This is a genomic window from Pseudomonas sp. ADAK21, assembly GCF_012935735.1.
GTDB lineage: Bacteria > Pseudomonadota > Gammaproteobacteria > Pseudomonadales > Pseudomonadaceae > Aquipseudomonas > Aquipseudomonas proteolytica.
Window position 1 is genome coordinate 2,710,031 of sequence record NZ_CP052857.1, and the last position, 26,674, is coordinate 2,736,704.

Consider the following 26,674-nt stretch of genomic DNA (forward strand, 5'->3'; position numbering starts at 1 on the left):
CCGCCGCTCCCACATTTGATCTGTGTTGGGGCTTAGTTGCTCTTCACCGCGTGATCCGGCTTCTTGTCATTGCCAGGGATGTACGGGCTCCAAGGCTGGGCGCGGATCGGCCCTTCGGTCTGCCACACCACCGAGAACTGCCCGTCTGACTGGATCTCACCAATCATCACCGGCTTGTGCAGGTGGTGGTTGGTCTTGTCCATGGTCAGGGTGTAGCCCGACGGCGCGGCGAAGGTCTGGCCGCCCAGGGCTTCACGCACTTTGTCGACGTCGGTGGACTTGGCTTTTTCCACGGCCTGCGCCCACATGTGGATGCCAACGTAGGTGGCTTCCATCGGGTCGTTGGTCACGGCCTTGTCGGCGCCCGGCAGGTTTTTCGCCTTGGCATAGGCTTTCCAGTCGGCGACGAACTTGGCGTTGACCGGGTTCTCTACCGACTGGAAGTAGTTCCACGCCGCCAGGTTGCCCACCAGCGGCTTGGTGTCGATGCCGCGCAGTTCTTCTTCGCCGACCGAGAACGCCACCACCGGAACCTCGGTGGCTTTCAGGCCCTGGTTGGCCAGTTCCTTGTAGAACGGCACGTTGGAGTCGCCGTTGACCGTGGACACCACGGCCGTCTTGCCGCCCGCCGAGAACTTCTTGATGTTGGCAACGATGGTCTGGTAATCGCTATGGCCGAACGGGGTGTAGACCTCTTCGATGTCTTTGTCGGCCACGCCTTTGGAATGCAGGAACGCGCGCAGGATCTTATTGGTGGTGCGTGGGTAAACGTAGTCGGTGCCCAGCAGGAAGAAGCGCTTGGCGCTGCCGCCTTCTTCGCTCATCAGGTACTCCACCGCCGGGATTGCCTGCTGGTTGGGCGCCGCACCGGTGTAGAACACGTTGGGCGACATTTCTTCACCTTCGTACTGCACCGGGTAGAACAGCAAGCCATTGAGTTCTTCGAACACCGGCAGCACCGATTTGCGCGACACCGAGGTCCAGCAACCAAACACCACCGCGACCTTGTCCTGGGTCAGCAACTGCCGGCCTTTCTCGGCAAACAGCGGCCAGTTGGACGCAGGGTCCACCACCACCGGCTCGAGCATCTTGCCGTTCACGCCACCCTTGGCGTTGATCTCGTCGATGGTCATCAGCGCCATGTCCTTGAGGGACGTTTCGGAGATGGCCATGGTTCCGGACAGCGAATGCAGGATGCCGACCTTGATGGTCTCGGCGGCCTGGACAGTCCAGGTCATGCCCATGGCGGCAATGGATGCCGACAGAGTGAAAGCCTTTATCAAGCTGCGACGCTTCATGGTGTGGTCTCCAGAACTCAATATTTTTAGGGGGCAGGTAGGGCGCTGAGGGAGCTTTTGCAAAGGCTGTGCCTATTGCGAGTGGCCCCTGGTTATGCGGGGAGTCAGGCGTCTGGATCGCGAGCGATGCACCAAGTCAGGGCTTGTTTCAGGTGTTGGTGCAGAGCGCGCGCCTGAACGGGGCAGGGTGTGGATAACTATCTAGCGCCCTGGGGATGGCGCCAGGGGCAAAGATCGCCGTGACCTTGGCCAGCGTCTGGCCACGGCAAATTTGAGGGGATGTCATGGAACGACCTAAACGCGGATGGTTCGGCAGTGGCCTGAAGTCCGATGTGGCGCTACCACCTGTGGGGCCTGCCTTTATCACCATGGACGATGCGGCCCGCTACGCCCACCGGCAGATCGGCAGCCGGCGTGCTATCGAGTATGGGGGGGTGATTCTGGAGAGCTTGTCAGATGGCTATTTCTATAGCACCGAACCTATTGCGGGGCAGCGCAATACTTTCGACTTCTGGGACGTGCTCAAGGTCGACAGCAACAGTCAGTACTTGCACCCGCAAGGCTATCGGTGTGTGGCCGAATATCACTCACATCCCGATATGTTCGAGGAGTTTGCAGCCAATAATCCTGCGCTTTCCGAACGCCAGGCCAAGGCCTTGAACAGCTTTTTTTCGGATATCGACCTGAGCATCAATATTTTGGAGCGCGGTTTTTTTTCGGCGTCTTACCTGTCCGGTCCGGATGGCGCGCTGCTCAAGCATGTCACCACCGGGTCGGAGGAGGAGCGGCGCTTTGGCGTGTGGTTGAAGCAACGCTTGCACTTCGGCCATGAGGACGGTGTTCCCGACGTGAAACCTGAGAGCCTTATCAAGAAGGTGCTCAGTGTCAGTCAATTGTCCTTCGTGGTACCCAGTGCTTTATGGGGCGGATCGGTAGGTACAGTGCCCAAGCAATGGCAGCCTTTTTCCCCCTTCGTCTCGCGTACCTACGATCTGCCGGCGTGCGGGGCTGTGCAGTCCGGGCTGCAAGCCACGTTGGCATTGCTTGAACAGCGCCAAACGGCGTTTATCCTCAAGCACATCGATAGAGAAGATTACGTGCTGACCGAGCCGCTGGCCGGCGGCGCGGCCCCGGCGACCATCCAACAGCTTTTTGCACTGCCCCCCGATGGCAATCGGGTGCAGCACGATCAGTTCCATTGGTACGGCGTCTACCAGGGCCCCACTCCGGTGCCTGCCAGGCTCTCCGCCCTGGAGCCGTGGTTGTACCGCAACTTTTTTGCGCCCGCCGAACTGGCAACCCAGCTTTATCAAGGGCACCAGTCCAGGGACTTGCTGGGGCCACAGCGGCGGCTGGTGTTCTATCGCAGCGTCAATGATGGGGCCTTGCTGCAATACACCTGTTCGTTCTCGGCGGCCGAGGCCGATCTTTTTCGCGTCGAGGCTGACGGTCGGGTGGTGGATAACCAGATCGATTCGGCGTTACTCGACGGTACATTGCGCCCTCGGGCGTTTGTGTTGCGTGTGGCCGAAGCAGGGCATCTGACCGTCACCCGCACGGGAAAAGTCTGGGACAGGAGCGGCCCCGTGGATGCTCAGTGGCGCGCGTTTTCATTGATTCCCAAACCGGTCTTGAGCCCGCCCTTCATCAGCGCTGACGATGCTGCCCGCTGGGCCCACGACCGGATCGGCAACCAGCGCGACAAGGAGTACGGCGGCGCCGTGTTGAAACAGGGCGCGCGCTATTTCGCCACCGAGCCGGTGGCCGGTGCGGCCATTCAATTTGATTTCCGCTCCATCCTTGCCACTGATGAGCATGACTACTTCATCGCACCGTCCCCCTATGATTGCCATGCCCTCTACCACTCACATCCGGCCGGTTCCGTTGGCGAGCAACAACTGCACGCGCAGTTTTCCGCTGATCAGGTTGCGGTATTTATCAGTTTTTTCTCGTCGGCAGACCAGGCGTTTGTCATCGGCAACCGCGAGTTTACGCCCGCTCACTATCTGTCGGGGCCAGAGGGGTCGTTGCTCAAATACGTGAGCAGCGGGTCGGCAGCGGAGCAAAAGCTGCTCAAGCAACTGACCGGTGAGCTGCGGATCGAAACGTTCACTGAGTTTGAAGGGGCGATCTGGAATTTTGCCGATGTGGGAGACCTGCGGGTGGTAGTGCCCAGTCGTGTCTGGGGTGGCGCTCGCGGCCGGGTCTCCCGAGGATGGCGAGTCGGCACGCCGGTCAGCCCCGCAGGCGTCGTGCAGGAGCAGCCGTTCCTTACGCCTGCCACGAACATGGGGCAAGTGGCTGCGCTGATTGCACTGAACCACCTGGCCGCCTTGCCAACGGGGGCGTACCAAGGCGTTGTACTCAAGCACAAGACCACGCAAACCTACGCCGCGACGCTGCCCGTTGCGGCCGGCACGAGCGTGGCAAGCCTGTTTCCGCTGCGGGCCGACGGTCAGCCCAAACTGCCGTCCAATTACCGACTGGTCGGCATCTACCGCAATGCGCCGCCCCTTGATGCCGCACAACTGCTCGTTCGGGAGGAGTGGCTGTACAGGCGCTTTACCAGCCCGAAATTGCTGGTGGAGAGCGTGCAACAGGGGCTGGAAACCTTCGCATTGCAGGTCGCCGGGCTGGGGCTGAAGTTGTATCTGCGCACCGCCGACAACGCATTGCTGCAGTGGCAGGTGCCAGGTGCCGCGCCCGACAACGAACTGGTGACCGTGACGGGCAGTACGGTGACTGATAAAGGTAACCAGGCCGCCTTGCTCGACGGCTCGTTGTCTCCACGGGACTTCGTGCGCCGGGTAATCCGTGCCGGTGCGTTGTCGGTGCTTCAGCAGGGCGCGTTATGGCAAACCCAGGGGCCGGTGTATGACAGCGAGAGCCTGCCATTGGGCACGGGTTCCGTGGCGTTGAGTGCGGCGTTCCTGACGGCCGAGGATGCCGCTCGGCATGCCCATGAGCGGATCGGCTTTCGCCGAGCGCAGGCGTATGGCGGTTATATCCTCAAGGGGCTGGATGGGCGATTTGTCTTCACTGAGCCGTTGATTATCCACGGCAATGGATTCACTGCCGACCTGCTCACGCCGGTTGCCGGTAATGGGGTGCTGGTACCGCCGCGAGGTTATGAGCTGTATGCGCGCTACGCCTCCCACGCCGCACTGTCGGCCAGTGACCGCGAGCGCCAGCAGCGGTTGAACTGGACGCTGGAGGACCTGGAAGTCATGACCACGATGTTCTCGGATCAGGAACTCCAGGCGGTGATTGCGTCGCGCCGACCGGCCTACTTGAGCGGCTCGCCGAACAACCTGATCGGCTATGTCCCCGGCGGCTCGGCCAGGGAGCTGGTGGTGCAGAGCAACACCACCCGTGAGGCTGGCAAGCATGGGTATTTCGAGCGATTGGAATCGGGTGTGCTCAAACCGGCAGACATCGTTACCCGGCTGGCGGACGCGGGCGACCTGCAAGTGCTGGTCCGCAGTTCGTTGTGGGGCCCCCGTGGCCGGGTCTACAGCGACTGGACGCCAAACTTCGACTACGCCGATGTCGATCCGTTGAACCCGGCATTCGGCGCGATTTTCAGCAGCCAGGATGGCGCGGCGCTCAATGCCCATTTGCGCTGGGCTGGCAGGAACCTGGATGCCCAGGGCTACATCGCCTATGTGCTCAAGCACCCAGCGGCGGATGAGTTTGTGGTCAGCGAACTGTTACCGGTAGCCCTCAGCGGGCGTTGGTTACGTGACGTATCCAAAGGGGCCGGCTATCTGGCTGGTGGTGCTTTCGCCAGGAGCTTTACGGTGGTGGGGCTGCTCTATTCGCAGCAATGGCTACCGTCGGGGTTGCCGCCGGTCGAGGCCTGGCTGATGCGGTTTTTTGTCACCCCGAATGTGCTGATGCGTGCCGAAGACGACGCCCGCTCGATACCGCGTGATTCAGCGACAGGCATATTGCCGGTCTACCTGTCGACGCTGGACGGCGCCTTGTTGCGTCATCAACCGCAACTCGCGCCCCTGCTCACACAGCCCCCCCTGGGTGAGGACGTGACAATCGAGGGCATGAGCCTGCGCAACGGCACGTTTGACACCGCCAAGTTTGTTTCATTGGTCGCCAAGGCCGGGGGCTTGCGGGTGCTGTACAGCAGCCAGTGCTGGGATCGGCGAGGGGCGGTGAACCGAGGCTCCGAGCCATGGCGACCTTATGCCAACTTCCTGCGCCGTCGCCTGGGGCCGGCCTTCCATCATCAGGACGATGCGGTACGCCATGCGCAATCGTTGTTGCTCCAGGGCAATGGCTTGATGGGCGGGGTGATCCTCAAGCGCCCCGACGGCCTGTTTGTGGCCACCGAACCGCTGAAAGTGCCGCGTGAAGATTTCGACCCCAAATGGATCTTCCCGGATGAAGTGGTCAGCACGGGCGGCTTCCCCGCCGCCCACACCCTTGTGGGGCGCTACCGCTCAAGCCCGGTCCGCGAGTTGCCCTTCGCCCTGGAGACCCACCAGGAGCAGCTGTATCGCAATATGCCGTCCACCAGGGTGATTGGCGCAGCGCTTTGGGGGCAGGACGCCAGCTTGACTGACGAGTACCTGTTGGGCGCCGATCGCTGTGTGGTGAGTTACACCCGCAGCGGGACGCCATTGGAAGAGCAACTGAAAAAAGACCTGCAGGCGTTGAACCCGGTGCGCGCAGATCTGTTGGATAACCGCATTGAGCGGCAGATCCGCAAGGGCGAACTGACCCCCACCGAGTTTGTCACCCGCCTGGGCAAAACCGGGGTGTTGCGAGTGGTGCAGGGCAGCCCTGCCTGGGGTATTCCACGCCGGATCAGCGGGGAGTTCATTGCGTTCCAGGTCGCGCCGTTGATGATCCGCAACGCCCTGGCAGACCCGGCGTTCAGTCCGCTCTTTGCCAACGAAAAGGATGCGATACGTTATGTCCATGAGCGCTGCCGACATGGCGAAAATCTACAGTTTGGCTATCTCTTCAAGTCGAAGAAAACCGCGCGTTATATGGCCAGCCTGCCGATGGTGCGCCAGAGCTATCGCGACTTCTGGCAAGTTTTTCCCAATGGCCAGTTTCCCCAGGACTATGGGCTCGAAGGTTTCTACCTGTGCGCCAGCAACGTAGCCCAGGCGCCCGCCGACGATCCACTGCGCCAGGCGTTCTTTACGCCCACGGATATCGACACCGGCATTCGCTTCTCCCTGCATGGCTTGAAAGGCAAGCGCCTGGGGATGTACCTGTCGTGCCAGGACGGCGCCTTGCTCCGCTATGAGTACCAGGGAACCGAGGCTCAATTGGAGGATTTTGGGCTATTGGTCGAGTTGCGCCAGCAGTTACTGGAAGGCAAGCGGACCGTACTCAGTTACGTGCAGGACCTGGTGGCGATTGGCGATCTGAGCACGCTGATCCAGGGGCGAGAGTGGACCACGCGCAATCGTGTGGATCAGTTCTGGCGGCCTGGCGTGGTCGAGGTCTGGGTCGACCCATGGGCGGCGGCATGTGGCCCGGTGTTCTCCCATGGGGATGATGCGGTGCGCTATCTGCAGCGGCGACTCTCGCCTTATCAGGATCAGCAGTACCTCGCTGCCGTTCTGGCCGACGCCACGCGCTCCTCGTTCCTGGTCACGCTCCCCGTGGCTCCTGGGGTTGGGCGCGCGCTGATTTTGCGGCTGTTCTACAGCGGCCCTCAAGGGCCCGTTCAGCCGTTGGAACCCCCGGCGCCGGTGCCGGACTTCCCGCCAAACCATGGGGTCGTCGGGGTGCATCTGCTCTACAGCAGCATGCCTGCCACGGACAGCCTGGATCCAGCGGACCAGGCCCTGTTGCGTAATTTTGTGGGGCCGGAACTCATGAGCTATTTCATCTGGATATTGCGTAGCTTGCCCCGTGAATCCGCCGCTCTTTATCTCTCGTGCCAGGGCGGTGCGCTATTGAAATACGTGCCAAGTTTTATGCCCTTCGAAGGCAAGACGCTGGTGACCGGGCCCACGGTTTATCCCAGCGTGTTTCTCAAAGGCATGGTCAACGCTGGCAAGCTGTTGGTCCTGGATAAAGACGGATTCTGGATCAACGAAGGGCAGCTGTCCGAGCAGCAGTTGGGATATGCCAATGGTCTGAGCCTGGAAGCGATCGGGGGGGATGAGCCGCTGAACATACGGGACCGGGATGAGCTGTAAGCGCAGGCCCGGTTTTTTCAGGGGGCCGGCGGCCTAACGCTTGCGCATCAGGCCAATGAAAAACAGCCCGCCAATCGCCGCCGTGGCTACGCCGATAGGCAGGTCTTCGGGGGCGATCAGGGTGCGTGCAGCGACGTCGACCCACACCAGGAACAGGCTGCCGAGCAAGCCGCAGGCCGGTAGCAGTCGCCGATGCTCGGCGCCCACCAGGCGCCGGGCAATGTGCGGCACCATCAACCCGACAAAGCCGATGGAGCCGCTGATGGACACCAGTACGCCGGTCATCAGCGACGTAATCAGGAACACCTTCAGGCGCACATTGCGTGCGTTCAGGCCCAGGGTGACGGCGGTCTGTTCGCCGGCCATCAGTGCGTTGAGCGGGCGCGCCATGCCCAACAGCAACAGCAGCCCGAGCAGCACAGTCGCAGAGGGAATTGCCAGCAACTCCCAGCGTGCCAGGCCCAGGCCGCCGAGCATCCAGAACATCACCGCCGACGCGGCGCGATGGTCGCCCATGAACAGCAGCAGGTTGGCCACCGCCATCATCACAAACGACACCGCTACGCCGCACAGCAACAGGCGATCACTTTCCAGGCGACCGTTGCGACTGGCCACGGCCAGCACCACGAGCATGCTCAACAGCGCGCCGATAAACGCGGCCAGCGGCAGCGTCAGCAAGCCGATGACCTGGCCGACATGCAGCACCACAATCACCGCGCCCAAGGTGGCGCCGGAGGTCACGCCCAGCAGATGGGGGTCGGCCAGCGGGTTGCGCGTCACGGCCTGCAGCACCGCGCCGATCAACGCAAGGCCCGCGCCCACCAGGGCGCCGAGCAGCATGCGCGGCACGCGGATCAACCAGACGATATGTTCCTGGCCGGCGCTCCAGCTCACCTCGCCAACGCCCGCTACCTTATGCAGCAGAATCCGCCACACCACGTCCTGGGGCACCCGCGCGGGGCCGAAGCCCAAAGACATCACGCAAGACACCAGCAACAACGCGCCAAGGGCCACCAGCAGCAGGGCGTAGCGACGGTCAATCATGGGTGGTGAAACCCCTTGGCCAGGGTCTGGACCGCCAGCACATTGTCGATACCGGGCGTGGCCTGCACGTAGGGGATCACGATAAAGCGCTGGTGCTTGATGGCGTCCACCGCTTGCAGCGCCGGGTTGTCCAGCAGGAATTGCTGCTTCTGTGCGGCGCTGATTTCGCTGTAGTCGACGATCACGATGACCTGTGGGTTGCGCTCGACCACGGTTTCCCAATTGATGCGGGTCCAACTGGCGTCCACGTCATCGAGGATATTGCGCCCGCCCGCCGCCTCGATCAGCGCTTGCGGCATGCCCAGGCGGCCCGAGGTCATGGCGCGGTCTTCGCCACTGTCGTAGAGAAATACCCGGGGTTTTTCCGCCGGCAGGTTTTTTTGTATATCGGCGACCTGTGCCTGCATCCGGGTGATCAAGGCATTGGCGCGCTCCTGCACGTCGAAGATCTTGCCCAGGTTGCGCAGGTCGTTGTAGGTGTCATCCAGGGTCGCGGCCGGGCGCTTCATCACAAACGCACAGGACTCGGTCAGCTCCAGCACATTGATGCCCAAAGGTTGCAGGGTTTGCGGCGTGAGGTCGCCGCCCACGCGCATGCCGTAGTCCCAGCCGGCGAAGAAGAAATCGACGTTGGCATTGAGCAGGGTTTCCACCGACGGATACTTGCTCGCCAGCTCTGGCAGGCCATCGAGTAGCTGGGCCATTTGCGGGGTCACGGATTTCCAGCCCGTCACGCCGCTGTAGCCGACCATGCGCGACTTGAGCCCCAGGGCCAGCATCATCTGGGTCATGTTGATGTCGTGGCTGACGGCGTGTTCCGGCGCCTGGTTGAAGGTCACTTCGCGGTTGCAGCTCTGGATTTTCAGCGGGTAATGGGTCGCTTCGGCAAACGCCTGGGCAGTGCCCAGCAGCAAAGCGAGGGAGAGCAGGGAGCGCAGGATCATGGTTGGGTTATCCAGGTGATTCGAGGGTAGCCGGACAAAGGATGGGCATCGATCAAGGCCTCGACACCGAAGACCTCGCGCAGCAACTCGGTGGTCAACACCTCGTGCGGCGTACCGCTGGTGATGATGCGCCCGTGGTTTATCACGTACAGGCGATCACAGAAGGCTGCCGCCAGGTTCAGGTCGTGGATACTGGCCAGGGTGCCGATCTGCAGGCGCTTGACCAGCTTGAGCAACTCAAGCTGGTAGCGTGGGTCGAGGTGGTTGGTCGGTTCATCGAGGATCAGCAATTGCGGTTGCTGGGCCAGGGCGCGGGCGAGGATCACGCGCTGCTTTTCACCGCCGGAAAGGGTGGCGAAGGCGTGGTCCTCAAAGCCCAGCAGGCCGACGGAGTCGAGGGCTTGCTGCACCAGTTGGCGATCGTGTTGGGTATCGCCGTCGAACAGCCCTTTGTGGGGCGTGCGGCCCATGGCAACGACTTCATCGACGCGCAAGCCGAAGGCATCGGGGAATTCCTGCAACACCACGGCGATGCGCTGGGCGCACCAGCGTGAAGGCTGCTTCCAGACGTTCTGGTGATCGAACCGCACTTCGCCCTGCTCGGGTTTGCTGAACCGATAGGCGCAGCGCAACAGGCTGGTCTTGCCGCTGCCATTGGGCCCGATCAGCCCGACAAACTCCCCGGCGCCCACCTGCAGGCTGGCATCACGCAGCTGGAACTGGTGATGGCAGTGGCTGTGGCCCAGGGGGGACCAGGCGAGGTGGTGAAGGTCGAGGGTGGGCATCAAATCTCTCAAGTCAAACAGCGATCCAGTGTGGGAGCGGGCTTGCCCGCGATTGCGCTCTGTCAGTAAGTGCATCTTTGACTGATCCGCCGCTATCGCGGGCAAGCCCGCTCCCACATTGTGGGGGGGTTAGAAGGTGTAGTCGGCCGTCACAAAGAACGAGCGCGGCTCCCCCAGTATCCATTGCTGGCCTTCATTGTATTGGCTCACGGCATAGGTGCGGTCGAACAGGTTATTCAATTGCAGGCCCAATGTCGTGTTGCGCAGGGCTTTCCACGAAACGCTGGCATCGACCACGGTGTAGCTGGGCAGCTCGTTCTGGTTGGCCATGTCGGCGTAACGCGCATCCACATAACGTACGCCGGCACTGGCGCGGATGTCTTCGGTCACGGCCTTGCTCAGCCACAGGTTGGCGGTGCGGCGCGGCACGTCCACCGGGCGATTGCCATCGCGCGAGACTTGTACGCCGCCGACATTCTGCTGGAAGTCGTCGTACTGCGCCCGCACGATGGCCGCGTTGGCTTGCAGCTGCCAGGCGTGGAGCAGTTGCAGGTCGAGGCTGGCTTCCAGGCCATTGGAGGATTGCTGGCCCACCTGCTGTTTGAACTGCGGGTTGCCCGGCACATCGGTCAGCAGTTTCTTTTTGACGATATGGTAGGCCGCCAGGGTCCACTCGCCGCGCTGATCCCAGAAGGCCTGCTTGATACCGATCTCGGTCTGCTTGGCAGTGGACAGGTCGAACGCTTGCTGGCTTGAGCTCAGGGAGATCAACCCGCCGACGCCATCGGTGCTGGTGGCGTACTGGCCGTAGACCGAGGTGTCTGGAGTGATGGCAAACACCAGGCCGGCCTTCCAGTTGTTGCCGGTCAGGGTCCTGTCGCTGCGCTCACCGTTGCGCAGGTCATCGCGGTCCAGGTGCACGTAGTCGCGACGGATGCCGGTGATCAGCGAGAGCTGGTCGGTCAGTTGCAGGCGGTTTTCGGCAAAGCCTGCGAACTGTTTGGTGGTGGTGGCGAACAGCGGCAGGAACGGGTCGGCACTTTCAAAAGGGGCCTGGGCCGGGTGTTTCACATCAATCGGCTGGCCACCGGTCACGACGTCTTCAAACGGTGAGTTGCTGGCCAGGCGGAAACGGATGCGGTTGTATTCCACGCCGGTCACGGTCTGGCTATCGAGGCCGAACAGGGTGTGCTTGAAGGTGAAGGTCTGGCGATCGCCGACCTGCTCCTGGTTGTGCTTGATGCCGTAGAACCCGCTGCGGGTCAGTTGCCCGGCGCTGAAGTTGTAGTTCTCGGCGTTCTGCCAGCGGCGCTGGGCCTTGAGGTAGTACAGCTCGTTGCGCGCGCTGACGGCATCGTTGATCTGCCATTCGCTGCTCAGGCGCGTCCACTGGTCGTTGTAATGCTGGGTGTCGTTGCTGACGTTGTAGTTCTTGTCGCGCAGGCCCTTGTGCAAGTGGCCGTTGAGCAGCGGTGTACCAAAGTAGTTCTGTGGGCGCTGGTCGCCGTAGTCGTGGGCCAGGGTGAAGCTCAGGTCATCGGCGGCCTGCCAGCGCAGGGCGCCGCTGGCAAAATCGCTGGCCGAGTCGCCACGGTCGATAAAGCCATTGCTGCGCAGGCGGTTGAGGTTTAGGCGATAGCTCAAGGTGTCGGTCAGCGAACCGCCGCTGTCCAGGGCTTGTTGCTGGCGATCATAGGAGCCGTAGCCCAGGCGGATGTGGTTTTCGATCTCGCCAGTGAAGGGTTTTTTCGAGATCGTGTTGACCACTGCGCCGGTGGCGCCTTCGCCATACAGCACCGAGGCCGGGCCGCGCAGCACGTCCACGCGCTCGACCGCCCAGGTGTCGACCGGGAAGGTCGAGGTGCCCATGCCGGTGTACAGGCGGTTGCCGTCATACAACTGCATCACCGAGCCCTGGCCGGTAAAACCACGGGCTTGCAGCGAGGTGCCGCCGTCGCCCGGGGTGCCGGTGCGGCTGATGCCGGTGGCACGGGAGATTGCGTCCTGCACACTGGCGTCGCCCCGTTCGCGGATCTGCGTGCCGGTCTGGCTTTCGACACTGCCGGGGGTTTGCAGGGCTGTGAGGCCCAGGCGCGAACCGGCTGTGGTTGGAGTGCTCAGGTCGATATATTCGCTGTCCACCGCCGGGGCGGTCACGGGGCTGGTGGGCAGGGTCAGGGCCTGGGCGCTGTTTTGCAAGGCAAGCAGGCACAGGCCGCTGGCAAGGTACTTGTTCATCGGACGACAGATCGCTTCTTCGAGACGGTACTCGCCGCTGGACGCGGCGAGTGGGGACGGTGCAGTAAGTGTTATAAGTTAACACTTCTTACGTTTGGGATGAAAGCCCGCGTAAGACTACATAACGTCTCTATGTAGGGCATCTCGCCTGCCTCATGGGGAAGATGAGGCCGATTCACGTTGCTTGAAAAAGCGCGCCAGCACCAGCCGATCCAGGACCCACACCAGGATCAGCGACGCACCGACCAATGGGAAAATGATCGCCAGCGCGAGCATGATCACCATGGCGGTTTTCCACTTCGGCAAATCATGGCGCAACGGTGGAACCCCCAGGCCACCTTGGGGCCGGCGTTTCCACCAGATCACCACGCCGCTGACCGCACTCAGCAGAATCATCAGGCACACCAGCAGCACGATGATCTGGTTGATCACGCCGAACATCTTGCCCTCGTGCAGCATCACCCCGGACTCGGTAACCCGCGCCACGGTGTTGTAGTGCTGCCAACGCACATCGGCGAGGACCTTGCCGGTGTATTGGTCCACATGCAGGGTTGCGTCATTGCGCGGGTCGTTGGCGAACACGGCGATGGTGAATACGCCTGTGGCCGTGGTCGGGAAGGTGATGCTGTAGCCCGGCTCGACCTGGCGTGCGGTGGCCAGGTCCACCACCTGTTGCAGGCTGATCGAGGGCGCGGCCGGGCCGTGGTGCATGCCACCGTGCTGCATGTGTTCGGCATGCTCGCCGGACACCGGCATGGGGGTGTTTTCCATGGCCCAGGGCACGGTCTGCTGCGTCGCGGTATTGAGGCTGCGGGCCTGTTGATCGGACTGCGGCACATCGTTCCACATCGCCGCCGGGAAGCGGTTCCACAGGTCGGCGTACTGCTTGCCCCAGAAGCCGGTCCAGGTCATGCCGCTGAGGATCATCAGCAGCAGAAACGCCGCGCCCCAGAACCCGGTGACGGCATGCAGGTCGCGCCAGAACAGGCGCCCGCGACTGCCCAGGCGCGGCCACAGAATCCCGGCAGCAGAGCGACCGCGCGGCCACCACAGGTACAGGCCGGACACCACCAGCATCACCCCCCAGCCGGCCGCGAGTTCAATCAGGCGGTCGCCGGTGGTGCCGATCATCAATTCACCATGCAGCGCACGAACGATGGCTTGCAGGTTGTAGGTCGCGTCCTGCTCGCCAAGCACGCTGCCGCGGTAAGGGTCGACAAAAACGGTCAGCTCGTTGCCTGCGTTGTGCAGGACAAACTGCGCGCTGCTGCTGGCGTCCACGGGCGGCAGGTATTTGCTGAGGGTGGCGTGTGGATAGGCGGCCTTGGCCCGCTGCAATTGCTCGTCGGCGCTGAGGACGTGCGCGGCGGGCTGCACGTTGAGCAACTGACCGTACATCAGCGGGTCAAGTTGGGGCTTGAACAGGTAGATGATGCCGGTCACTGCCAGCAACACCATGAAGGGGGCGACAAACAGCCCGGCGTAGAAATGCCAGCGCCAGGCCAGGTTGTAGAAGGAGATCTTTGGAGGGTTCATCAGGGTGCTCCGCAAGGACGTTATTTTTGTGCATGACTTGTAGGAGCGAGCTTGCTCGCGAAAAACCTGAGGTTGCCGCGTTGAGTCTGATTTGCTGCGTCATCGTTCACGTTCTTCGCGAGCAAGCTCGCTCCTACAACGGTGGTGGCTAGAAGCTCATGTCGACCTTGGTCCAGAGCGTGCGCCCCGGTTCATTGATGGCTTGTGGGTCGTTGGCCGGGTAGCCGAACCCGGCGTTGCCGGCCAGGTTCAAGTGCTCGGCGTAGGCCTTGCCAAACAGGTTGTCGACGCCAGTGCTGACCTTGAAGCTCTTGTTGATGCGGTATGCAGCATTGAGGGAGAACACGCCAAAACCACCGCTCTTGGCGAAGTCCTTGCCGACCACGTTGCCTTTGTTCTGGTCGATGCGGTTTTGCGCCGCCACCACACGCCACAAGGCGCCGGCGCTCCAATCGTCTTCGCTGTAGGTCAGGCCAAAGCGTGCGTCCAGGGGCGGCATTTGCGGCAGCGCCTTGCCGTCGCTGCTGTTCTTGCCCCAGGCGTAGGCCAGGGTGGCGTCGGCTTTCCAGTTGGACGTCAGTTTGTACGCCGCGCCCAGTTCACCGCCCATGATCCGCGCATCGATGTTCTGCGCCTGGGAGGTCATGCCCATCATCCCAGGGGTGTAGTTGAACAGGATGTAGTCGCGCACTTGGCCGACATAACCGGAGGCCCAGGCTTCCAGGTCTGCGGTCTTGTATTGCAGGCCGAAATCCAGCTGGGTGGTTTTCTCCGGTTTTACCGCGTCGAAGGCATTCAACGAGCCCGCAGGGCCACGGTTGGGGGAGAACAACTCCCAGTAGTCCGGGAAGCGTTCGGCGTGGCCGAGGCCGGCGTAGAGGGTTGTCGGGCTGTCGGCCAAGTCATGTTCATAACGTACGAAACCGGACGGCAGCGTGTCGGCCCGGGTATCGCCGGCGGTAGGGTTGGCGCGACTCATCATGCCGCTGCCGGTGCGCTGGCGGTAATCCTTGGCCGAGGCGCGATCCAGGCGGGCGCCGGTAATCAGCCGGTCATTGTCGGCGGCGTACCAGGTCAATTCGCCAAACACTCCGTAGTTGTGGAAGTCGGCGTCCTTGTTGCGCGGCAGGTTCTTGTAGGTGTCGACCCCGGCGCTGCTGCGCTGGCGGTGCTCGTTGGTCTGCGCATCGATGCCGCTGATCAGTTGCACGTCGGCCCAGCGCCAGGTGGCCTTGATCCGCGCGCCGAGGGTGCGGCGGTCGACGTTGGATGCCATGGGCCCGGCCATCATCCCGGTGCCCGAGGGCGTGCGCAGGCTGTAGTTGTCCATCACATGGTCAGCGTAGTTGTAGTAGACCTGGGCTTCGACCTTGTCGAGGACCTCGCCGATATTGGATTTCTCGAAGCGCAGACCGAGGCTTTCGCGCAGGAACTGCGAGCCATCCATGCCACGTCCGGCGTAACGCGCTTCACCATCGCCACGACCGGCGGTGAGTTCCAGCAGCGTGTCGGCGTCCGGGGTCCAGCCGAGGGCGACGTCGCCATTCCATTTGTCGTAGCGCGAGGCGACGGTGTCGTGGTTGCCGTCCTTGTAGTCATCGGCGTGGGCCTGGTTGCCGATCACGCGGATATACCCCAGCGAGCCACCGGCGGCGGCATCCAGCACTTTGTCGAAACGCCCGTTGGAACCGGCGAGGATGCTGGCGTTGACCCGCGTGCCCAGTTCGCCGAACTGCTCCGGCTCACGGTCGAACAGCACCGTGCCGGCCGAGGCGCCGGGGCCCCAGAGCACGGTTTGCGGGCCTTTGATCACGGTGAGCTTGTCGTAGGTTTCCGGCGAGATGTAGGAGGTGGGCGCGTCCATGCGGCCCGGGCAGGCGCCGAGCATCATGCTGCCGTTGGTGAGGATATTCAGGCGCGAGCCGAACATGCCGCGCAGCACCGGGTCGCCATTGGTGCCGCCGTTGCGCACCAGGGCAAAGCCCGGGATGGTCTTGAGGTAGTCGCCGCCGTCACTGGCCGGCACCGGCTGGCGTGGGTCCTTGGGGTTGGTGACGATGGTCAGTGGGGAGCTTGGGGCAACGCCGGTAATCACCGTCGGGCTGAGCTCGTTGTGGTGTTCGGCGTGGTCGTCGGCATACGCCTGTGGGGCCAAGAGTGCGCCGCACAAAACGGCGAGCACGGGGGTACATCCCATACGGGTGTCAGCAGGAAACCTGGACATGAAAAATTCCATCAGTCAGTCGTAAACAACACGGCCAGCAGCCTGCGGCTGTCTGTGTGAAGGCGGCCGTGCGAAGTTGTGTGTGATTGGCGGTTTACGACTGGCCGGGCGGGGCGCGGCTGCGCGCGCCAGGGAAAATGCTCTGCCGGGCATGGCCCAGGCGCGTTGCAGGGGTGAGGGCGTTGGCCGGTGGTGGGGTGCCAAGGGCCACGAATGAAACACTGCCCGGCAGGGCCGGGCAACTGAACAACAGGCTGCAATAGCCGCATTTCTCCCACATGACGTGGTCGGCGGCGGGGGTCTTGGTGTGCTCGGCGGGATGCTTTGGCGCGGCGTGGCAGGTGTCGTCCATGGACATCTGCATGGACATGCCGGCGTGATGATCCATCGGCATCGCTTGGGAAATCAGCGGTCCGATAAAGATCATCAGCATGGCGAACAGGCTGATCCAACTGCCGCGCGCCAGCTTCAGGGGCTGGCGGCGGTGCGTGGTTGACCTGTTGGCGGGAGCACCCATGGGGAGCGGCCTGGGGTGGTTAATGGGCGTGCTTTTGCTCGTGGCCGGCCATCGGCGGTACTTTTTGTACCGAGACTTCCACTTTTACCGGCCCGGCCTTTTCGAAGTTCAGGGTCAGGGGGAAGTGCTGGCCGTCGCGCAATTGGCTGCGATCCTTCAGGTCCAGGAGCATCACGTGATAGGCCATCGGTGCGAAGGTCAGCTCGCCCTTGGGCGGCACGGCCACGCTGGGCACCTGTTGCATTTTCATCAAGTCGCCCTGCATGACGTGTTCATGCAGCTCGGCCTTGGCCGCCACCGGCGTGTCGACGCTGAGCAGGCGGTCCGGGGCTTCACCCTGGTTATGGATCACAAAGTACGCGGCCACCGTCGGCGCATTGGGCGGCAATTCCTGGGACCAGGGATCGCTGACCAGCAGGTCGCCGGCCTTGTAGTCCTCGGCATTGGCGGCACTGAACACAGGCAGCAGCAAGGCCGCCAGAAGCAGGGAAGATTTGAGCATGGCAGTTCTCCAGAACGATTCAAACGCAGTTCAATTGCGAAGTGATCAAACGGCAGGAGAGGCGCGGGGGTTGAGGCTCGGCCATTGCTGGCGCGGAGTCGGGGCTTGCAGGGTGGGTGATGGCAGGCCAGGGGCCGGGTCGATCCGTGTGAGATACAACTGCGGCACATGCCCCAGTGCCAGCAGCGGCGGCGAGCCGGAGCAGCACCAGCAATGCTGCATGGAGGAATGCTCGTCCTGCTGCGGCGCCGGTATATCCAGCTTGCCCAGGGAGATCGCCACCAGCTTGCTGCCATTGGAGGAGCAGAAACTGCCCCACAGCAATTGCTCTGCAGGGCTCTGACCCTGCTGCATCGCCCCGGCCATCGGCATGGCAAACGCGTTGAACAGCACTGCAAGGCAGGCGATCCAGGCAAATGCAAAGCGTTGACGGGCCATGGCGGACAATCCGTAGGGTTAAGCGATCAGGTAGGTATTTAGCCTGATCGGGGGGCATAAGTAAAAAGTGGCGGTGTGGTTTGGTGTCGCAGTGATGTCAAGTTATGCGACGGGAACGCCATGCACCTGCATATCGACGCCAAGCCCCTTTCGGAGTACCGCAAATATCGCCGCCAGGTTATCCATGCTGGGGTTGCCATGGGCCGAAAGCATACGGTGCAAGCTTTTGCTCGGTTTGGCCGTCTCTTTTGCCAAACTCTCAAAACCAACAGTGGCGTTGACCAGGTCGCGCAGAATGATGCGGGACAATTCGGGTTCGCCGTTGAGAAATAGCGTAGCAGCCTCATCGAGGAGTGCCTGGGCAAACTCTGGGTCGCGCTGGGCGGCTTCGGCAATCGTGAGTTTATAACTGCGGGTAAGTGCCATGCTGGCTACCTCTTTTGTTCCAGTTTTTTGTCGCGTTGATAGTCGCGGATCAGCGACTTTGCAGTTTTGATATCTTTTTTCTGGCTGGATTTGTCACCGCCGCCGAACAGGATGATCAGGCGCAGGCCCTCCCGTACCAAATAAATTCGATACCCCGGGCCCCAATCGATCCGGTACTCGCCCATACCATCGAACCACTTGATATTGCTGGTGTTGCCCATTTCCAGCCGAAGCAATGAGGTTGATACCTTAAGGCGTGCCTGGACGCTCAGGGATAAAAACCATTGCTTGAATGGGCTGGTTTGGCCGTCGCGTTTATATTCCTCAATCTCAATCATCGCCCGCCTCGAAGGTAACAAATAGGTTACTAATCAAGCAAGCGGGCGATCCTGACTTATTGAGTGAAACTTGCCAATGCTGTGAGTGTTTCTTGGGGCGTCAAAAACTCCCGATCCACCCCCGCCAACACCGGCCGTTGCAATATCAGCACCGGTACGCCGCGCTCGCGGGCCACTTCCAGCTTGGGTTCGGTGGCGCTGCTGCCGCTGTTCTTGCTGATCAAGACATCGATCTGCCGGCGTTCGAACAACGCCCGTTCATCCGCGAGCAAAAACGGCCCGCGGGCGCCGATCACTTCGCAGCGTTCGTTGCCGGGGTAGGTGTCCAGTGCGCGCAAGGTCCAGAACTGCCCGGCGGGGATTTCGTCGAGGTGTTGCAGCGGTTCGCGGCCCAGGGTGAACAACGGGCGCTGGAAGGGTTGCAAGGCCTCGATCAGCCCGGCCCAGTCGCGCACTTCGCGCCAGTCATCGGCGGGTTGTGGCTGCCATGCGGGGCGGCGCAGGGCCCAGCAGGGGATATTGCACCTTTGTGCGGCCTGGGCGGCGTTGGCGCTGACTTGTGCGGCGTAGGGGTGGGTGGCGTCGAGGATCAGGCTGATGTGCTCGGCGCGGACAAACTGCGCCAGCCCCTCGGCACCGCCGTAACCGCCGACGCGTACCTGGCATGCCAGGTCGGTGGGCACCCGGCCGATCCCGGCCAGGCTGTAGATATGTTGCGGGCCCAGGGTGCGGGCGATGGCCAGGGCTTCAGTCACGCCGCCCAGCAGCAGGATGCGCTTCATAGCGGCTTGATCACTTCCAGCAGGGTGATGGGCAGCGCCTGGCGCCAGGTGTCGAACTCGCCCAGGGGCTGGGCCTGGGCCACATGGATGCGGGTCAGTTCGCCGCCGTGTTGTGCACGCCAGTTCATCAAGGTCATTTCGCTTTGCAGGGTCACGGCATTGGCCACCAGTCGCCCACCCGGGCGCAGGTGTTGCCAGCAGGTGTCGAGCACGCCGTCGCGGGTCACACCGCCGCCGATGAAGATCGCATCGGGCGCTTCCAGCCCCGCAAGGGCCTGGGGTGCGCTGCCGCGAATCAAATGCAGGCCGGGCACGCCGAGGGCATCGCGGTTGTGTTCGATCAACTGCTGGCGGCCGGCGTCGGCTTCAATCGCCAGGGCGCGGCAGCTGGGGTGGGCGCGCATCCATTCGATACCGATGGAGCCGCTGCCCGCGCCGACGTCCCAAAGCAACTCGCCGGGGGCGGGGGCAAGGCGCGCGAGGGTCATGGCCCGCACATCGCGCTTGGTCAGTTGGCCGTCATGCTTGAAGGCCGCATCCGGCAGGCCGGCCAGGCGCGACAGGCGCCGGGTATTGGCGTCGGCGAGGCAGTCGATGGCGATCAGGTTCAGCGCCGCAACCGGCGGGTCCTGCCAGCTTTCGGCGTTGCCATCGATGCGCCGTTCAGCGCTGCCACCGAGGTGTTCAAACACACTCAGGCGGCTCGGGCCAAAACCGCTGCTGCGCAACATGGCGGCGATAGCGGCCGGGCTCTGGCCGTCGTTGCTCAACACCAGCAAGCGCACACCGCTGGCCAGATGGGCATTGAGCGCAGCCACCGGGCGGGCGACTACCGACAGCGTCACCACATCCTGCAGCGGCCAGCCCAAACGTGCGGCCGCCAGCGACACGGAAGAGGGCGCCGGCAGGATCAACAGTTCATCCGCCGCCACCTGCCGCGCCAGGCTGGCGCCGACGCCGTAGAACATCGGGTCGCCACTGGCCAGCACGCATATCGGCTCAAAGCGCCGCGCCAGCAGCGGCGCCAGGGAAAACGGGCTGGGCCACAACTCGCGCTCAGCACGAATGCACACCGGCAGCAAATCCAGCTGGCGCTGGCCGCCAATGATACGAGAGGCGCGCAACAGAGCATGCCGGGCATTCCTGCCCAGGCCCTTGAAGCCGTCTTCACCGATGCCTACTACCGTCAGCCAGGGCGACATATTGATTCCTTGAACGACATCCGACGGGCAGGCTTTTCATGCTGCCGGACAAAGCAGGCATAATACCGCGCCTTTACCCGTGAACCGGTAGCCCCCGTGAAGCCACTTCCTCTGTCCAATAGCAAACGCCCCTCGGGTTGCCCGGGGTTGCTGCGTATTGTCCAGGCGTTGGATGGCGGGATTTGCCGGGTCAAATTGGCCGGTGGGGCCATCACCGCTGCGCAGGCCTTGGCCGTGGCGCACGCCGCGCAGGCTTACGCCGGCGGGGTGATCGAGGCGACCAACCGCGCCAACTTGCAGATTCGCGGCATTGGCCCGCAGCATGATGGCTTGATCACGCACCTGCTGGCTGCGGGCTTGGGCCCGACCACCGCCGGCGGCGATGACGTACGCAATGTGATGCTCAGCCCCGGCGCTGGCATCGACCGCGCGATGCTGCTGGACACCCGGCCCCTGGCGGACCAGATCCTCGCCACCCTGCAAGCCCATCCACGGTTTCATGAGTTGTCGGCCAAGTTCGCCGTGCAACTGGATGGCGGTGAAGCCCTGGCGATGCTCGACCATCATCACGACCTGTGGTTATCGGCCTATGCCGCGCAGGGCCAGACGTTGTTGGCGTTCGGCCTGGCCGGTTGCCCCGCGCGCGACCTGCCGCTGGCCGCGGTCCGCGTGGATCAGGGGCATGACCTGGTCGTCGCGGTGCTGGAGCTGTTTCTCGACCTGGCCCGGCCCGACCAGAACCGCATGCGCGACCTGCTGGCGCAAACGTCTGTGGATAACTTTGTCGGGCGTTTGAACCTGCCCTTGCTCCCCGCCGATGGCTATCGTCGTCGCGCCACTGCGAGCCGCTTGCGCCTGGGGACTTATCCACAGCGCCAACCCGAGCGGGTCTATGTGGCTGCGGTCGCGCCATTGGGGCGCCTGGACTCGGGCATGCTGCGCGGCGCTGCGCAACTGGCCCTCGAATGTGGCGACGGCACATTACGCTTCACCCCGTGGCAAGGCCTGTTGCTACCTAACCTGGCGCCGCACGCAGCCCCACGCGTGACTGACGGCCTGGCGCAGTTGGGCTTCCTGTGTTCGGCCGACCAGGCCCTGGCGCGGATGATTGCCTGCACCGGTTCCAGCGGCTGCGCCAAGGCCCAGGCCGACACCAAGGCCGATGCCCTGCACCTGGCCACGCTGCTCCAGGACCACGGCCAGGGCCTGGACGTGCACCTGTCCGGCTGCCCGCGCACCTGCGCTGCGGCGCACATTGCCCCGGTCACTTTGCTGGCGGTGGGCGTTGGGCACTACGACCTCTATTTTCGCGATGCAGGCCAGCCGGGTTTCGGCCGCCTGCACGCGCACAACCTTTCTATTGAAGCGGCGGGCGCCGTGTTGCGTGCCCGTCCACGGAGCAACACCGATGATTGATTACATCCGCGACGGTCAGGAGATCTATCGCAACTCCTTTGCGATCATTCGCGCAGAGGCCAAGCTTGATCGCATCCCGGCCGACCTGGAAAAACTCGCCGTGCGGGTGATTCACGCCTGCGGCATGGTCGAGGCGATCGACGGTCTGCAGTTCTCCGAAGGCGCAGGCAAGGCCGGCCGTGAGGCCCTGGCCGCTGGCGCGCCGATCCTGTGTGATGCGCGGATGGTTTCTGAAGGCGTGACCCGGGCCCGCCTGCCGGCCAACAACCCAGTGATCTGCACGTTGCGCGACGACAGCGTGCCGCAGTTGGCCCGCGAGTTGGGCAACACCCGTTCCGCTGCCGCCCTGGAACTGTGGCGCCCGCATCTTGCCGGCAGTGTGGTGGTGATCGGCAATGCGCCTACCGCCCTGTTCTACCTGCTGGAAATGCTCGACGCTGGCGCGCCAAAGCCGGCGCTGATCCTCGGTTTCCCGGTAGGTTTTGTCGGCGCCGCCGAGTCCAAGGCGATGCTCGCCGCCGACAGCCGTGGGGTGCCGTTTGTGATCATGCAGGGCCGTCTGGGCGGCAGCGCGATGGCCGCTGCGGCGGTCAACGCCCTGGCCACGGAGGTCGAATGATGCAGGCGCGTGGACGTTTGATCGGCCTGGGCGTTGGCCCTGGCGACCCGGAACTGATCACCCTCAAGGCCCTGCGCCTGCTGCGCGAATCGCCGGTGGTGGCGTACTTCGTCGCCAAGGGCAAGAAGGGTAATGCGTTTGGCATTATCGAAGAGCACCTGGTGCCCCAGCAGACGCTGATGCCTCTGGTGTACCCGGTGACCACCGAAGCCTTGCCGGCGCCGCTGTCCTATGAGCAGGTGATCAGCGATTTTTATGACGCCGCCAGTGTCGACGTGGCCGCGCACCTGGATGCCGGGCGTGATGTGGCGGTGATCTGCGAAGGCGACCCGTTCTTCTACGGCTCCTACATGTACCTGCATGACCGCCTCGCCGAGCGCTACGACGCCCAGGTCATCCCCGGCGTGTGCTCGATGCTCGGCGGCGCTTCGGTGCTGGGCGCGCCTTTGGTGTATCGCAACCAGAGCCTGTCGGTACTGTCCGGGGTGCTGCCCCATGACGAGCTCAAGCGGCGCCTGGCGGATGCCGATGCGGCGGTGATCATGAAGCTGGGGCGCAACTTCACCAAGGTGCGCCAGGTGCTTGAGGAACTGGGGCTGGCCGGGCGTGCGCTGTATGTCGAGCGCGCGACCATGGCCAACCAGAAAATCGTCGCGCTGGATCAGGTCGAGCCGATGTCGTCGCCGTATTTCTCGTTGATCATCGTGCCGGGCGAAAGGTGGCAAGGGTGATGACGCCGGCGATCGTAATCCTCGGCCAGGGCAGCCTGGCCACGGCTCGCAGCATCCAGCAGGTGTATCCCGGCGCGCAGATCCACGGCTTGGCCGGTCGGGTGGACGGTGCCGACCAGACCTACAGTGAGTTTGGCGCGACCCTGCGCCAGTTGTATCAGCAGGGCACGCCGATCATTGCCCTGTGCGCGGCAGGCATTGTGATCCGCACGTTGGCCGCGCTGTTGCTGGAAAAAGGCGAAGAGCCGGCGGTACTGGCTGTTGCCGAAGACGGCAGCGCGGTGGTGCCGTTGCTCGGTGGCCTGGGTGGGGTCAATGGCATGGCGCGGGAAATCGCGGCGGCCCTGGGTGTGGCGGCCGCGATCACCACCAGTGGCGAGCTGCGCTTTGGCACCTGCCTGCTCAACCCGCCCCAGGGCTATCAACTGGCCGACCTGGAGCTGGGCAAGCGCTTTGTCTCGGACCTGCTGGCCGGTGAGCAAGTGCGTATCGAAGGCGCGGCGCCGTGGCTGGATCAGGCTAATCTGGCGCAGGACCAGCAGGCGCGCCTGAGCATTCATGTGGGCAGCGCCGAACGTGTGCCGGCGGCCAATGAGCTACTGATCTATCCGAAGAACACCTGGGTCGCCTGCCGCCCGGGCGCCGAACTGGCGGCGCGGGTTCGCCAGGCGTTGCAGCAGGACGGTATCGCTGTGCAGTCGCTGGCGTGCCTGTTGGCCGACGATGCCGACATGGCCAGCGGCCAATTGCAGGAAGCTGCGCTGGAACTGGGTGTGCCACTGCGGTTTACGACGCTGGCTGCCGGGCCGGATATCGTCATCCATGGCGCTGCTGCGCCGGTAGACCTGGCGCAACTGGGCCGCCCCCGTGGCCGTCTCGCCGTGATCGGCCTGGGCCCCGGCGCTGCCGAACTGATGGTGCCGGCGGTCAAGGCTGAACTGGCGCGTTGCACCGATGTGCTGGGCTACGAAACCTATGTGCGCATGGCCGGGCCGTTTCGCGCCGACCAAGTGCAGCACTGCACCGACAACCGTGAAGAAATGCAGCGGGCGCGGCACGCCTTCGAGCTGGCGGCCCAGGGGCGTTCGGTGGTGGTGGTGTCTTCTGGCGACCCTGGCGTATTCGCCATGGCGGCGGCGGTGCTGGAGGCGTTGCATGAATCCAGCGACCCGGCCTGGCAGCGGGTCGAGCTGGAAATCCTGCCGGGGGTCTCTGCCTCCCTCGCCACCGCGGCCCAGGCGGGTGCACCGCTGGGGCATGACTTCTGCGTGATGTCGCTGTCGGACAACCTCAAGCCCTGGTCGATCATCGAAAAACGCCTGGACCTGGCATGCCAGGCCGACCTGGCTCTGGCGTTCTACAACCCAATCTCCCGTTCGCGCCCATGGCAACTGGGGCGCGCCCTGGAAATCGTCGCCCTGCACCGCAATGCGGCAACACCGGTGGTGTTGGGGCGGGATATTGGTCGTCCTGGGCAGACGCTGCGCACCCTCACCTTGGGCCAACTGACACCGGACCAGGTGGACATGCGCACCATGGTGCTGATCGGTTCGTCCACCACCTGTGCGTTCCCTCGGCTGGGCGGTGGCGAGTGGGTGTACACGCCACGCTGGTACGGTGAAAAACCGCTCTCCTGATGCAACAGCGGCCCCGCAATGGGGCCGCTGACGGGTAGGAAAAGACCAACTCCCGGCGATGACGTTTCCCTATCCGATGGGGCTGTTTCGACACGCCAGCCACGGTTTCTCACCTTATTGCTACAGAAGCAAACCTGCGCTTTATCAGGCTTGGCGCCCTCCCCAGTGTTTGCGGGAGCTGGCGCTGGCAGGTGCTTTTTGCCCACCGCATTCGGCGCTGCCCGGGCCCCTGAAAAAAACGCCTGGGCCGGCTAGTGTTGGCAGTAGACCCGTGTGGGTTTTTGTGGAGAAACATTCATGGAGCGAAAACATAAACGAATCAATATGGCGAAAAAGAGCAAGTTGATTGCCACTTACCGTTTACCGGAGAGCGCGCAGTCGTCGGGGGGCCCTTTACCCGCCGAGGCGCAGGTCGACCTCAATGGCGCGGTGATTAACAACAGTGTGTTCTCGTTTGTCGCGGGCATGAGCCATCTCAACAAGGAATACACCCGCAAGAGCTACCTGTTGGCCAGCAGCTATGTGAGTGACGTGCTGAACGTGACGCGCGGCAGCCAGGCCTGGTATGACGAGTTCATCAAGGTCATGACCAGCCTGGGGTGGTTGCCGATACGCAGCAGTTTTGAGCGGGTGACGACCTCCAGGAAAGGCCTGACGGTGCAGATGGCGGCGCTCAACATCATCTCGTCCACCGTGGCTTCGACGTCCCTTGCGGGCCCGTTGGCCATGGCGCTGCCCAAATTGGCAGCGGACGCCTTCGACGCGCTGAAGCAGCAGGCGGCGCCGTTTGATCTGTTCAAGCGCAACATTGTCACCCATGAAGGCGGTGACTTTGGCCTGGCGTCCTGCTCTGAAGTCGATGGCGAAGTGCTGATGATTTTGGTGACCTACAGCGCCCATGGCGTCAGCAAGAAACTGGGCGTCCCGTTTTTCGAATGGGACAGCTCCACGGTCGAAGCCTTCAGTGGTCAGACCTGCCTGATGCTCAACCCGGCGGTGGTCAACGAGGCAACCCTCAAGCAGTTGCGCAGGAGTGCAGGCGACAAGGTCTTGCAGGCCATTGCCCAATACCGGATTTGACCGCTGCCTCAGGGCACCAGATAACCGCGTATCCCGGTAAAAATGATCTGCGCGGCCAGCGCGCACACGAACAGGCCCATCAAGCGGCTGACAATCTGCAGGCCCTGGTCACCGAGGATGCGTTCGATCCGATTGGACAGGTACAGCACCACGCCTACGGTCAGGCTGGCCAGGGCGATGCTGAGAATCGCCATGAACTTGTCGTCCCAATGGGGCTGGCTGACCCCCATCACCAGCAGCGCGCCGATGGTGCCCGGGCCGACAGTCAGGGGAATGGTCAGGGGGACGATGGTCACGTCCTGCTGCACATTGTCGGTCTGTACCGCTGACTTGCCTTGGGCCATGCCCAGGGCCGAAATGAACAACACACTGCCGGCGCCGATGCGGAAGGCATCCACGGTGATGCCAAACACACTGAAAATCACCCGGCCAAACAGGTAGAGCAACACGCTCGACACCAGCGTCGCCAGGGCGACCTTCCAGGCCAGGCGCCGCCGTTCCTTGCTGGAATAGCCGCGGGTCAGGCTGATAAAGCAGGAGAGGACAAAGAAGGGGCTATACAGCACCAGCATCTTCAAATAAACGCTGAACAACACATGGAGCATGGTGGAAGCTCACAGCGAAGGAAGGGCGAGGGGGAGTCTATCAGGCTTGTGGGCTTTCTGTGGCTAGGGGGCTTCTGTGGAGATTGGGCTTTTTGTGGCGAGGGGGCTTGTCCCCCGCTGGGCCGCGAAGCGG

The 26,674-nt window shown here is 63.1% G+C and carries 21 protein-coding genes; 6 read left to right on the plus strand and 15 right to left on the minus strand.

From position 1 onward, the window contains the following. Window positions 1-32 precede the first annotated feature (32 nt). On the minus strand, window positions 33-1,298 hold the full coding sequence (gene urtA, locus HKK57_RS12225; RefSeq protein WP_029297732.1) for an urea ABC transporter substrate-binding protein: 1,266 nt from the start codon (window positions 1,296-1,298) through the stop codon (window positions 33-35). Window positions 1,299-1,582: 284 nt separating this feature from the next. Here urtA and HKK57_RS12230 point away from each other — a divergent pair, with 284 nt between their 5' ends. Continuing rightward, window positions 1,583-7,477, plus strand: coding sequence for a DUF4329 domain-containing protein (locus tag HKK57_RS12230; RefSeq protein ID WP_169390217.1), 5,895 nt, complete (start codon window positions 1,583-1,585; stop codon window positions 7,475-7,477). 33 nt (window positions 7,478-7,510) lie between these two features. Here the strand turns inward: HKK57_RS12230 and HKK57_RS12235 are convergent, their stop codons facing one another. The 13 genes from HKK57_RS12235 to cbiE all read right to left on the minus strand — a co-directional run bounded on the left by HKK57_RS12235 (window position 7,511) and on the right by cbiE (window position 20,453). After that, window positions 7,511-8,521: a FecCD family ABC transporter permease gene (locus tag HKK57_RS12235; RefSeq protein WP_029297729.1), complete on the minus strand. Its 1,011-nt coding sequence runs from the start codon at window positions 8,519-8,521 to the stop codon at window positions 7,511-7,513. Then, the gene (locus HKK57_RS12240) at window positions 8,518-9,465 is read right to left on the minus strand and encodes an ABC transporter substrate-binding protein (protein WP_070994288.1); all 948 of its coding nucleotides are present in this window, start codon (window positions 9,463-9,465) and stop codon (window positions 8,518-8,520) included. Before HKK57_RS12240 ends, HKK57_RS12235 begins: the two co-directional genes overlap by 4 nt. Continuing rightward, on the minus strand, window positions 9,462-10,250 hold the full coding sequence (locus tag HKK57_RS12245; RefSeq protein WP_029297725.1) for an ABC transporter ATP-binding protein: 789 nt from the start codon (window positions 10,248-10,250) through the stop codon (window positions 9,462-9,464). Before HKK57_RS12245 ends, HKK57_RS12240 begins: the two co-directional genes overlap by 4 nt. A 129-nt stretch (window positions 10,251-10,379) precedes the next feature. After that, on the minus strand, window positions 10,380-12,488 hold the full coding sequence (locus HKK57_RS12250) for a TonB-dependent receptor (protein ID WP_169390218.1): 2,109 nt from the start codon (window positions 12,486-12,488) through the stop codon (window positions 10,380-10,382). A gap of 153 nt (window positions 12,489-12,641) precedes the next feature. Next, the gene (locus HKK57_RS12255; RefSeq protein ID WP_169390219.1) at window positions 12,642-14,024 is read right to left on the minus strand and encodes a PepSY-associated TM helix domain-containing protein; all 1,383 of its coding nucleotides are present in this window, start codon (window positions 14,022-14,024) and stop codon (window positions 12,642-12,644) included. Window positions 14,025-14,172: 148 nt separating this feature from the next. Beyond that, window positions 14,173-16,248: a TonB-dependent copper receptor gene (locus HKK57_RS12260; RefSeq protein WP_070994292.1), complete on the minus strand. Its 2,076-nt coding sequence runs from the start codon at window positions 16,246-16,248 to the stop codon at window positions 14,173-14,175. A gap of 94 nt (window positions 16,249-16,342) precedes the next feature. Continuing rightward, window positions 16,343-16,765, minus strand: a complete 423-nt coding sequence (locus HKK57_RS12265; protein WP_029297711.1) for a DUF2946 domain-containing protein — start codon at window positions 16,763-16,765, stop codon at window positions 16,343-16,345. Between the two features lie 19 nt (window positions 16,766-16,784). Beyond that, on the minus strand, window positions 16,785-17,267 hold the full coding sequence (locus HKK57_RS12270; RefSeq protein WP_029297710.1) for a copper chaperone PCu(A)C: 483 nt from the start codon (window positions 17,265-17,267) through the stop codon (window positions 16,785-16,787). A 45-nt stretch (window positions 17,268-17,312) separates the two neighbouring features. Continuing rightward, window positions 17,313-17,705 (minus strand): DUF2946 domain-containing protein, encoded by a 393-nt coding sequence (locus tag HKK57_RS12275; protein ID WP_029297708.1) that lies wholly within the window; start codon window positions 17,703-17,705, stop codon window positions 17,313-17,315. A 102-nt stretch (window positions 17,706-17,807) separates the two neighbouring features. Then, on the minus strand, window positions 17,808-18,131 hold the full coding sequence (locus HKK57_RS12280) for a helix-turn-helix domain-containing transcriptional regulator (protein ID WP_057958200.1): 324 nt from the start codon (window positions 18,129-18,131) through the stop codon (window positions 17,808-17,810). Window positions 18,132-18,136: 5 nt separating this feature from the next. Further along, window positions 18,137-18,469, minus strand: a complete 333-nt coding sequence (locus tag HKK57_RS12285; RefSeq protein ID WP_029297703.1) for a type II toxin-antitoxin system RelE/ParE family toxin — start codon at window positions 18,467-18,469, stop codon at window positions 18,137-18,139. Between the two features lie 56 nt (window positions 18,470-18,525). Next, the gene (locus HKK57_RS12290) at window positions 18,526-19,251 is read right to left on the minus strand and encodes a cobalt-precorrin-6A reductase (protein WP_169390220.1); all 726 of its coding nucleotides are present in this window, start codon (window positions 19,249-19,251) and stop codon (window positions 18,526-18,528) included. Beyond that, a complete protein-coding gene (gene cbiE / locus HKK57_RS12295) occupies window positions 19,248-20,453 on the minus strand; it encodes a precorrin-6y C5,15-methyltransferase (decarboxylating) subunit CbiE (RefSeq protein WP_154907282.1) in 1,206 nt (401 codons plus the stop codon). Before cbiE ends, HKK57_RS12290 begins: the two co-directional genes overlap by 4 nt. Before the next feature lie 111 nt (window positions 20,454-20,564). Between cbiE and cobG the strand changes: the two genes are divergently transcribed. The 5 genes from cobG (at window position 20,565) to HKK57_RS12320 (ending at window position 25,936) form a co-directional block, all read left to right on the plus strand. Then, on the plus strand, window positions 20,565-21,869 hold the full coding sequence (cobG, locus tag HKK57_RS12300; protein ID WP_169391194.1) for a precorrin-3B synthase: 1,305 nt from the start codon (window positions 20,565-20,567) through the stop codon (window positions 21,867-21,869). Further along, complete coding sequence (locus HKK57_RS12305; protein WP_029297694.1) at window positions 21,862-22,488, plus strand: precorrin-8X methylmutase; 627 nt, start codon at window positions 21,862-21,864, stop codon at window positions 22,486-22,488. The genes cobG and HKK57_RS12305 overlap by 8 nt, the downstream gene beginning before the upstream one ends. Beyond that, entirely contained in the window at window positions 22,485-23,219 is a 735-nt protein-coding gene (locus tag HKK57_RS12310) for a precorrin-2 C(20)-methyltransferase (protein ID WP_370694595.1), read from the plus strand. The genes HKK57_RS12305 and HKK57_RS12310 overlap by 4 nt, the downstream gene beginning before the upstream one ends. Then, window positions 23,219-24,856 (plus strand): precorrin-3B C(17)-methyltransferase, encoded by a 1,638-nt coding sequence (gene cobJ, locus HKK57_RS12315; RefSeq protein ID WP_169390221.1) that lies wholly within the window; start codon window positions 23,219-23,221, stop codon window positions 24,854-24,856. The genes HKK57_RS12310 and cobJ overlap by 1 nt, the downstream gene beginning before the upstream one ends. A gap of 297 nt (window positions 24,857-25,153) precedes the next feature. Further along, the gene (locus tag HKK57_RS12320) at window positions 25,154-25,936 is read left to right on the plus strand and encodes a hypothetical protein (RefSeq protein WP_092233159.1); all 783 of its coding nucleotides are present in this window, start codon (window positions 25,154-25,156) and stop codon (window positions 25,934-25,936) included. A gap of 8 nt (window positions 25,937-25,944) precedes the next feature. Here HKK57_RS12320 and HKK57_RS12325 read toward each other — a convergent pair whose 3' ends face one another. Beyond that, window positions 25,945-26,541 (minus strand): MarC family protein, encoded by a 597-nt coding sequence (locus HKK57_RS12325; RefSeq protein ID WP_029297681.1) that lies wholly within the window; start codon window positions 26,539-26,541, stop codon window positions 25,945-25,947. Between the last annotated feature and the right edge of the window lie 133 nt (window positions 26,542-26,674).